This is a genomic window from Lentzea indica (assembly GCF_012184385.1).
Taxonomy (GTDB): Bacteria; Actinomycetota; Actinomycetes; order Mycobacteriales; family Pseudonocardiaceae; genus Lentzea; species Lentzea indica.
This window is the reverse complement of the sequence record NZ_VSRL01000045.1, coordinates 38,623-48,334: the sequence shown is the minus strand read 5'-3', so window position 1 is coordinate 48,334 and position 9,712 is coordinate 38,623. Positions and strand designations below refer to the sequence as shown.

The window sequence follows — 9,712 nt, the reverse complement described above, 5'->3', positions numbered from 1 at the left end:
CGCCCGTCCGCCTTGTCCGCGACCCGCGACACCAGCCCCGCGTCGACCGCGCTCGTGACGAGCTTGCTGGCGCGCGGCTGATCGACGTGCAACGCCGACGCCACACTGGACACCGTCGCCTGCGTGCCGGTGCGCTCGGCCGTCTCGACGACGTCGAGCACGTCAAAGGCCGGTACTGCCAGGTCTGCGAGCGCTCGGCGTGACTGACTGCGCCGCATCGCGATCAGCGCCTGCTCCACCGCGGCGAGGTGGGAGTCCACATCCACCGTGAGATCATTGCGGTCCTGCGCCGTGACGAAAGCTGTCAGCCGACATCTCACCCCAGAGAGCGATTTATGCCGTAGGCACGGATCGTTATCTGCTCGACGGAGTTACCCGCCGCATCCACCGCTTTCACTTTGAGCGACACGAACTCGGCCCCCTCCGGATGCCCGACGAGCGCCTTCCACCGCGTCTTCGCGCCGACCACCGGCACACTCCGCCACGTCGTCCCGTCGTCGGTGGACGCCTGCACCGTCACGCTCTTCACCGCCGCGGCACCGTCCGACCCGGTCTGCGGCGTGACGCTGATGTCCACCGGAAACACTCGGCATGCCGCCGGCACGCGGTTGAGGTCGTCGAACGGCCCGGTGATCCGCAATGTCGGCACTGGCAGGTAGACCTGATCGTCCGTCTTGGAGGAACTGAACGTGAACCGAGTCGTCGCCTTGGGAGCGAACGGCGTCCACTTCGGGCTGCGCTGCGCCTCGACGTCGAGCACGTACCGGGTCGGCTCATCCGGCAGATCCCGGAAGTTCGCGAACACACCGGCGCTGTCCGCGAGCACCTTTCCGTCCACAGTGGACAATCTCGTCCGCGCCTGGACGTACGGCCCGCCGAAGATGAACTCGTCCGAAGCGCCCGCGTCACCGGGCGCGAACGGCCAGTGCTGCACGTACCCGTTGTTCCCGTACCGCACGAGCCCGTGGAACCCGCGCAGGTTCAAATCCGTAGTCGCAGCAACGCTGTTCCACGACCGCTCGCCACTCCGTCCCGCCACGAAAACGGGCCGCCCCGCCCCGATGTGCCCGTCGAACCCGAGACTCGGCTGCGACAGTGGCCGCTGGAAGAAGTCCATGACCCACTTGACGTCCGGCCGCCCGGTGAAGTGCTCGACCCGCCGCTGCGGAACGGGCAGGTCGAACACGACACCGAACGTGATGCTCTGCCCCTTCACGTAGAACGGCGTCGACGACCGCGACCCGATCGCCGGCGAGCCCTGCGCCCGATACCGCACCTTCTCCGTGTAGAGCTCCCGGTCCCGCACCCTCGGCGTCAGCTCGACCGGAATCCCGCCTTCGTGCGGCGACGCCACGAAGTACTCGTGCCCGTCCGCGCCCCAGATCTGGAACGTCCCGAAGTTGAAGTACCCCGAGCCTGCCTTCACCGGCACCGCGAACAGCGCGTCCTGCGACCGCGTCGACACGCCGGTCTGCACCCTGCTGCCACCGGCCTGGTAGACCGCGTCCACCCCCACGTACTTCCGCCCGACCTTCCGGTCAAGCCTTGCCCCGACCTCTTTGCCTTGCCGCGCATCGATCGTGATGGCCGTCGGCTTGTCGAGGCTGATCTTCCCGGTGCTCGCCCACGTGTGCTCGTGGTCGCCGTGCACCAACGCGTCCACGGAGTAGTTTCCCTTGAGCAGACGCAACTTCACGACCCCGTTGACCGGCTGCGCGAAGTCCTGGCTCTCGCCACTGTCGAGCTCCAGCGCACTGACCTCGGCGTCCGACGGCTTCCCGTCCCGTCCGATCGTCGTCACGGTCAACTCGTGCATCTCTGGCTCAGCCGTGAACCCGATCGCGACCGCGCTGCTCCCCGCCGTGATCCGTGCCCCGCCAGACCCTGCCGCGACCTTCGCCGGATCCAGCGTCACCTCGACGTCCGCACTCCCGTTGCCGGGCACGGTGATCCGCTCGGCCCCGGCCTTGATCGCGGCATGATCCACGCTGATCGGAACGGTGACCGGTTGAGCCGACACGTTCCGGTAGGTCAGCTTCTTGGTGATCGGCGGCAACTGCACGTGCGGAAACGCAAGCAGCCCGAAGTTCAAGCTGGACACCGTCGCCACAACCGGGCCGGCCACCGCTTTGGCGACGTCGAGCCGCCCGCTTCCCTCCTCGTACACACCGCGGCCGATCGACGTGGCCGCGCCCGTGAGCGCCGCCTTCAACTCCCTGCCGGACCACCGCGGATGCGCCTGCTTGAGCAGCGCCGCCGCCCCGGCAACGTGCGGTGCGGCCATGGAAGTCCCATCGGCCCGCGTGTGCACCGCGTCGATCGGCTGCCCCATGCTCGTCCCAGCAGCCCGCGCGGCCCCGATGTCCTCCCCCGGCGCCACAACGTCAGGCTTGACCGCCCAATCACCCACGCGCGGCCCCCGACCGGAGAACCCGCTCAACCGATCCGCCTTGCCCACGCTCCCCACGGCCAGCGCCGCATCGGCCGCAGCCGGAGCACTGACCGTCCCCGGCTGCCCGTCGTTGCCCGCCGCGACGACGAACAACGTCCCGTGCTGCTCGGAGAGGCGGTTGACGGCAAGAGACAGGGGATCCGTGCCGTCCGTCGCCCCGCCGCCGAGACTGAGGTTGACCACCTCAGCCCGCGGCGCAGCCCACTCCATCGCCGCCAGCACCGCCGACTCGTCACAGGTGTCCCGCTCACACACCTTGCCGACGAGCAACCGCGACTCCTTGGCAACGCCCCCGAACGCCCCATCACCGGCAACGGTCGCCGCCACGTGCGTCCCGTGCCCGAACGTGTCCCGCACCCCGCTCCCGGTGAAGTCCTTGGCCTCCAGCACCTTCCCCTGCAAATCGGGATGCGCCGCGTCGATCCCGCCGTCCAGCACCGCCACCGTGACCCCACGCCCGGTGAGCCCCAGCCGCCACGCCGCGGGCGCCCCGACCTGCTCGAAGCTCTCGGCATCCAGCAACCGGACGCGCCCGTCCAACCAGACCTTCGAGCCCGAGCTCTTGATGCCCTCCCAGGTCGTGGCGAGGGTGCTCTTGGCAGGAGCACGCGAGTCGCGGTCGACGATCAACGGCAACGTGTCCCGGCTGCCGTCATCCCGCCCTTGCTCGATGAGGGTGGTGACGTCGAACAGCCGCTTGTCGACCCGACCGGTGCGAACGAGCCGGACGGCGTCCTGAGGCACGACGTGAACGTGCCCGTCCTTGGTACGCCGCTGGTGGAAGAGCACCTGCTCACGCCCGGCACCCGGCACCACCGTGACCTGATCCCCTTGCACGGCAACGCGATCCCCGGACACGAGCGTGACCGACTTGAGCGCGGCCGGCTGCTGATGCGGCGACGGTCGTCGTTCAGCGCCCGCCGTCGGGACCAGCACAGTCCCGGCGAACACGACAAAGACAGCACCAACCGCCACTCCGCGCAGCATGAAACGCCTCCCGCCGACAGCGACCGGACCTCGGTTGCGCAGCGGCGAGTGCGCGAGATCGACACTGGCCGGGAAAAGGTTTTCCGTCAAGCGCCATCAGGAGCAGCAGCGCACACTCACGTGCACGGCCCTGACGCCCTGCCGGCAACTGCTCGATGAACGGTGATCCACCCGCGGCGGCGAGCGCGTGCAGCCGGATCGACCTACAGCGTGCCCGGTGACGGCGCGCTCATCGTGCGGCCGGGAACCTGGCCTTCCGCCTGGGAAACCTCAGGTACCTCCGCAGTCGCGGCGACAAGCTCCTCGACGAGCCGGGTACGAGCCGGCAGCCAGGCGTCGACGTCGGCGTCGACCGGCGCTCTTCCCCGGCGCCGGCCCGCCAGACCACAGGTGACGACGATCGTCCGGACCGATCTCGCGTCGACGGGTTCCAGATCTGGAAGTCGCTGCACACCAGCACGCCCGGCTACCGGTGGATGATGGGCGAGCACTCCTCGAAGGACGCCGACGCCGGCAGGGTCGGATCCAACGGCACACCGGTGCAGCTCTGGTACCTGCTCGGCGACGAAGCCCAGACCAACCAGCGCTGGACCTTCAAGCACGCCGGGGACTTCTGACCGGCTCCGCCCTGATGTGCGGGGACGCGCGTGCCCACCCAGTGAGCACGCGCGTCCGCGTCACTTGACCCCGGCCGCGTCCATCCCCCGCAACTCCTTCTTCAAGTCCTGAATCTCGTCGCGCAACCGAGCCGCCAGCTCGAACTGGAGGTCCCGAGCCGCGTTCATCATCTGATCGGTCAACGACTGCACCAGGTCCGCGAGCTCCGACCGAGCCATCCCGGCCCGCTCGTGCGCCTGCAACACCCCGGCCGACCGGCCGCCCTCGCCAGTGGCCCGCTTCCCCCGAGACTGGTTACGCCCGGACCCGCCGACCGGAACCTCGTCCTCGATCTCGGAGTACACCGCCTCCAGGATGTCGGTGATCTTCTTGCGCAACGGCTGCGGATCGAGCCCGCGCTCCGTGTTGTAGGCGACCTGCTTGGCTCGCCGCCGATTCGTCTCCTCGATCGCGTGCCGCATCGAGTCCGTGATCCGGTCCGCGTACATGTGGACCTCGCCGGACACGTTGCGGGCCGCGCGGCCGATCGTCTGCACCAGCGACGTTCCCGACCGCAGGAACCCTTCCTTGTCCGCGTCGAGAATCGCCACCAGCGACACCTCGGGAAGGTCGAGACCCTCCCGCAGCAGGTTGATGCCGATCAGCACGTCGAAGTCGCCCAGCCGCAGCTGCCGCAGCAACTCGACCCGGCGCAACGTGTCGACCTCGGAGTGCAGGTACCGGACCCGGATCCCCAGCTCCAGCAGGTAGTCCGTCAGGTCCTCCGCCATCTTCTTCGTCAGCGTCGTGACCAGCACGCGCTCGTCGCGCTCTGCCCGCTCCCGGATCGAGTGCACCAGGTCGTCGATCTGGCCCTCGGTCGGTTTCACCACGACCTCGGGATCGATGAGACCCGTCGGGCGAATCACCTGCTCGACGAACTCACCGCCGGCCTGGCCCATCTCGTACGGGCCCGGAGTCGCCGACAGGTACACGACCTGCCCGATCCGGTCGGCGAACTCCTCCCAGGTCAGCGGCCGGTTGTCCAACGCGGAAGGCAGCCGGAACCCGTGCTCCACCAGGTTCCGCTTGCGAGACGCGTCGCCCTCGTACATGCCACCGATCTGCGGGACGGTCACGTGCGACTCGTCGATGACCATCAGGAAGTCGTCGGGGAAGTAGTCGATCAGCGTCGCCGGCGCCGTCCCCGCGCCTCGCCCGTCGATGTGGCGGGAGTAGTTCTCGATGCCGTTGCAGAAGCCGACCTGACGCATCATCTCGATGTCGTAGGCCGTCCGCATGCGCAGCCGCTGGGCCTCCAGGAGCTTGCCCTGGCGCTCCATCTGAGCCAGCGTCGTCTCCAGCTCGGCCTCGATGTCGCGGATCGCGCGTTCCATGCGCTCCGGGCCCGCCACGTAGTGGGTGGCTGGGAAGATCCGCAGATCGGAGACCTCGCGGACGACCTCGCCCGTCAGCGGGTGGAGGTAGTAGAGCTTGTCGATCTCGTCGCCGAAGAACTCGACGCGGACGGCCAGCTCCTCGTAGGACGGGATGATCTCGACGGTGTCGCCGCGCACGCGGAACGAGCCGCGGGTGAACGACATGTCGTTGCGGGTGTACTGCACGTCGACCAGCAGGCGCAGGAACGCGTCGCGGTCGACCTCCGCACCGGCCTCGAGCGGGATCGAGCGGTCGAGGTACGACTGGGGCGTACCCAGGCCGTAGATGCACGACACCGAGGCGACCACGATGACGTCGCGCCGGGTGAGCAGCGACATGGTGGCGGAGTGGCGCAGCCGCTCGACGTCCTCGTTGATCGAGGAGTCCTTCTCGATGTACGTGTCCGTCTGCGGGATGTACGCCTCTGGCTGGTAGTAGTCGTAGTAGCTGACGAAGTACTCCACCGCGTTGTGCGGGAAGAGCTCCTTCAACTCGTTCGCCAGCTGCGCGGCCAAGGTCTTGTTCGGCGCCATCACCAGCGTGGGGCGCTGCAGCCGTTCGACCAGCCAGGCCGTGGTCGCCGACTTGCCCGTACCGGTGGCGCCGAGCAGCACCACGTCGCGCTCGCCTGCGCGCACGCGGCGTTCCAGCTCGTCGATGGCCGCGGGCTGGTCGCCAGCCGGCTGATAGTCGCTGACGACGCGGAACTGCCCGTCGGTGCGGACGATATCGCCGACGGGGCGGTGCTCGGAGTGCGCCTTGACGGTGCTCTCCTCTGGCGGGAGCTCGGTTGCGAAAGCCACGGGAAGCACGTTACGCCGGAGGTCTGACAATTTCAGATCGCGCCTGGTCAGAGCCCCTTAGTCGCACGGGCAACAGTTGCAATCGCAGTCGCAGCCGTCGCAGTCGAACGGGTTGTCCCGCCGCTTGTCGCTCCACGGGCCGGGGAACGGGTCGCGGCAGCAGAACTGGCAGGTCCCGCACATGTAGAGGAACGCACCGCACCCGGCGAAGCACCCGCGCGGCTGCGGCTGCCAGTTCAGCCTCGGGTACGCCCACAGCCCGCTGCCGGGATCCGACCAGGTCGGCTTACCGGACCCACGCCGCTTGCCGAAGACCCGGATGATCGACTCTTCCAGCTCGTGCACCAGAAGCTTGTGCACGAGACGCGCGTCGGTGAACTCGACCTCGTCGAGTGCGAGCCTGATGCCTGTCACGGCGTCAAGGCACAGCCGATGCGCCTCGTCGACCGAGGTTCCGGTGGAGAGCAACGGGTTCCACGCGCCCGACGCGCGGTCGTCCTCCAGGTCCTCCACCGCGTCGATCAAGTGCGCGACCCGCCCGAACAGCCGCCCCACCTCGCGCAACGGCTCGGCGTTCTGCGGCTTCCCCGCGATGAACGCGGTCTGCGCGACGGCGAACCCCGTCGCGGTCTCCGTCGGCTCGGTGACCACGAGCACCGAGCTGCCGAGCCCGGCCGCGGCCTCCACCTCGGGCTGCCGTCGCACCGAGTCCACCATCACCGACGCGTCGAACCCGAGGTCGGCAGCCGTCCCGAGGCCCTTGGCGGCCCAGCGCTGCGCCACCGCGCGCCCCGCCCACCCCATCCGGCCGGCCAGGCCGTCACCGTCGTCCACGTGGTCGTGGATCTTCAACGACGCCAGCACCAGCGACACCGACGCCGCCAGCCGCGCGCCGGAGCCGACGGCCACGTCCGCGGACTTCAGCCCGCGCAACGCACACGGACCCGCCGGACGCCGCGAGACTCCGGACTGCGCCTCCACAGCGGCCGAGATCATCAGCCCGTCGTAGTTCGTGACGAGGCGCGAGAGATGACCGTGCTCGTCGCGCAACGACAGGCACATCCCGCACAGGTGCGCGAGCCACGCGGACCGCAGCTCAGCGCCCATTCTGTTGCGGCAGGGGCGGATGATCCCGAACATGCGCGGCATCCTAAGTGGCCGCACGGCCGAACGATGGCAGTATCGCGGACGTGGCACACATCCATCCGCCGAAGATCGAGTACTTCGACCTGGACGCCAAGAGCAACACAGATCCCAAGGGACAGCTGAGGAGCGTCGACGAGTTCCGCCTCACCCCGACCGGCCTCTACATGTTCCGGCCGCTCGCCGGGCATCCGAAGATCAGTCACTTCGAGAGCTGGTTCCTGCCCAAGCTCAACATCCGGGTCACGCGCCAGTCGTGGCACCGCGGTCATCAGATCGACTTCGACTTCTACGTCGACGTCGTGGAGATCTCCGCGATAGGCAGCGTCTGGAAGACGACCGACCTGTACCTCGATCTGATCGTCCGAACGGGTCACAGCGTGACTGTTCTGGACACCGACGAGTTGATCGCCGCGGTGCAACACAACTTGATCTCTGCAGAACGCGCGCAATGGGCACTGGAAACCACCTACTCGGCGGTATCGGGCATTTCGGCGCACGGTCACGATGTGGTCAGGTGGCTCACCTCTTCAGGGTGTCCCACCTCGTGGCGTTGATACACAGAGTGTGGTCGTCATCTGACCGTGACGTAACAAATCAACCCGGCGTGTTACTGGGAGCACTTATTTGACTACCCTCGGCGTCGTGGGAGCGGTCACTACACCTCAGCTGGTCGATGTCGTCGACACCATTTCGGGCGTGCGAAGTTATTCATCCGGCGGCACGCGGACCCTCAGTTCTTGCTACGTGGAACGCTGGGGTCTGCGGATCGAGCATCCCACCCCGGAAGATCCTTTCTCGGACGCCGAGGTCACGTGGCTGCTGCCCGATCTGGGTCTGCGCCTGACGACCTACCGCCCGCGCTCCCGGCACGCGCGCAGCGGCCCGAGCGTGCTGTCCGCGGTGCGGGTCGAGCGCGACCACCGGCACTGGCAGACCACGGACCTGTTGCTGGGACTGGCGGTTCCAGGCGGCACCACGGCCCGCATCGTGCGCAGCGAGGAGTTCGCCGCCGCCGTCGCGGGCCGCGTGCTGCGACCGGGTGACGCCGACCAGGCGCTGCGCACGGTCCACCGCACCCTCGAAGAGCTCAGCAACGTCAACCACAACCTCACGTCGTGGCTGACGTGGCACGGCATCTACGACGCCTGGCCACCCTTGTAAGACTCGACGCGCTTGACAGCCGCCTCCATCCACGGTTCCTTCGCCTCACCGTAGGCGAAGGCGCCGGTGTCGGCCGCAAACCGTTGGGACAGCTCAAGTTTGAGGTTCGCGTACTCTTCACGAGCCTGGGCGTCGTGCCGCAGCCAGTCGCGGAAGTCGACAGCCCACCGCCAGTTGGCAGCACCTTCGACGCGCAGGTGCAGGTTCACCCGCCGCCCAGGATCCGCCCCGGCGTGCAGCCTCTTGCTCCAGTCACCCGCGCCACGCGGCGTGTCCTCGTACGGCCCCACGTACGGGAAACCGGCCCGTGCCAACGTCTCCCGCAGCAAGTCGGCCGTCTCCATGTCCTCGACGGCGAGCTGGAAGTCCAGCACGTCCTTGGCCGCGAGCCCGGGAACCGACGTCGACCCGATGTGCTCCACGTGCCGGCCACCGGCCGCCAGGCTGATCCGCCGCGCGATCCGCCGCGCCTGCGCGGGCCAGCGCGAGTCGTACGGCACGACGATCGGCGCCCCAGGCGCGTAAGACTGCGTGCGCACGTTCTTCTCGAACCCCACCAGCCGGTCCCACAACGCCGTGACGTCCGGAACCTCACCGCTGTTGTCCAGCCACACGTCCGCAACGGCCCGGCGCTGCTCGTCGGTGGCCTGCGCGGCGATCCGGTTCTCGGCATCCCGCCGATCCATGCCCCGGCTGGTGACGAGCCGCCGCAACCGCGTCTCCGAGTCCGCGTACACGACGATCACCAGGTGGTAGGCCGCCGCCATGTCCCGCTCCACCAGCAACGGGATGTCGTGCACCACGATCGCGTCCTCAGGCGCCTCACCCATCCGCTGACCGGTGAGCGCGCCGATGCGCGGGTGCGTGATCCCGTTGAGCGTCTGCCGCGCTTCCTCACTGGCAAACGCCTTGGCCGCCAGCGCCGCACGATTCAACGTGCCGTCACCGTGGAGAACGTCCTCACCGAACGCCTTGACGACCTCCTTGAGCCCGTCGGTACCAGGCTCCAGCACCTCACGCGCGAGCTTGTCCGCGTCGATGACGACAGCGCCGCGCTCTTCCAGCAGCTTCGCGACCGTCGACTTGCCGGACCCGATTCCCCCGGTCAACCCCACCCTGAGCATGC

The 9,712-nt window shown here is 68.4% G+C and carries 9 protein-coding genes; 3 read left to right on the top strand and 6 right to left on the bottom strand.

All coding sequences use genetic code 11. The features are described from left to right. From FXN61_RS15425 to FXN61_RS15415, 3 genes are all read right to left on the bottom strand, one after another. Positions 1-266 (bottom strand): MarR family transcriptional regulator (locus FXN61_RS15425; protein ID WP_223165452.1); only part of this gene is annotated, 266 nt, incomplete at its 3' end. A gap of 50 nt (positions 267-316) precedes the next feature. Then, the gene (locus FXN61_RS15420; protein WP_167974480.1) at positions 317-3,403 is read right to left on the bottom strand and encodes a S8 family serine peptidase; all 3,087 of its coding nucleotides are present in this window, start codon (positions 3,401-3,403) and stop codon (positions 317-319) included. A 239-nt stretch (positions 3,404-3,642) separates the two neighbouring features. After that, complete coding sequence (locus FXN61_RS15415; protein WP_167974478.1) at positions 3,643-3,891, bottom strand: hypothetical protein; 249 nt, start codon at positions 3,889-3,891, stop codon at positions 3,643-3,645. A gap of 24 nt (positions 3,892-3,915) precedes the next feature. Here FXN61_RS15415 and FXN61_RS15410 point away from each other — a divergent pair, with 24 nt between their 5' ends. After that, on the top strand, positions 3,916-4,056 hold the full coding sequence (locus FXN61_RS15410; RefSeq protein ID WP_167974475.1) for a hypothetical protein: 141 nt from the start codon (positions 3,916-3,918) through the stop codon (positions 4,054-4,056). Positions 4,057-4,116: 60 nt separating this feature from the next. Here FXN61_RS15410 and uvrB read toward each other — a convergent pair whose 3' ends face one another. Further along, entirely contained in the window at positions 4,117-6,279 is a 2,163-nt protein-coding gene (gene uvrB, locus FXN61_RS15405) for an excinuclease ABC subunit UvrB (protein WP_167974473.1), read from the bottom strand. A 57-nt stretch (positions 6,280-6,336) separates the two neighbouring features. Continuing rightward, positions 6,337-7,419 carry a DUF5685 family protein gene (locus tag FXN61_RS15400; RefSeq protein ID WP_167974471.1) on the bottom strand — a complete coding sequence of 361 codons (1,083 nt, stop codon included), beginning with the start codon at positions 7,417-7,419 and terminating at the stop codon, positions 6,337-6,339. Between the two features lie 50 nt (positions 7,420-7,469). Here FXN61_RS15400 and FXN61_RS15395 point away from each other — a divergent pair, with 50 nt between their 5' ends. Then, positions 7,470-7,979: a ribonuclease FAU-1 family protein gene (locus FXN61_RS15395; protein ID WP_167974469.1), complete on the top strand. Its 510-nt coding sequence runs from the start codon at positions 7,470-7,472 to the stop codon at positions 7,977-7,979. Between the two features lie 88 nt (positions 7,980-8,067). Then, a complete protein-coding gene (locus FXN61_RS15390; RefSeq protein WP_167974467.1) occupies positions 8,068-8,586 on the top strand; it encodes a ribonuclease FAU-1 family protein in 519 nt (172 codons plus the stop codon). On the opposite strand, the gene coaE is transcribed toward FXN61_RS15390, so the two are convergent. Then, a complete protein-coding gene (gene coaE / locus FXN61_RS15385; protein ID WP_167974465.1) occupies positions 8,562-9,710 on the bottom strand; it encodes a dephospho-CoA kinase in 1,149 nt (382 codons plus the stop codon). The genes FXN61_RS15390 and coaE overlap by 25 nt on opposite strands. Positions 9,711-9,712 lie beyond the last annotated feature (2 nt).

What these genes read in the sequence shown, in the direction of transcription:
- FXN61_RS15410 (WP_167974475.1), top strand. Translation starts at nt 3,916, where the DNA reads ATGATGGGCGAGCACTCCTCGAAGGACGCCGACGCCGGCAGGGTCGGA.
- FXN61_RS15400 (WP_167974471.1), bottom strand. Translation starts at nt 7,419, where the DNA reads ATGTTCGGGATCATCCGCCCCTGCCGCAACAGAATGGGCGCTGAGCTG.
- coaE (WP_167974465.1), bottom strand. Translation starts at nt 9,710, where the DNA reads ATGCTCAGGGTGGGGTTGACCGGGGGAATCGGGTCCGGCAAGTCGACG.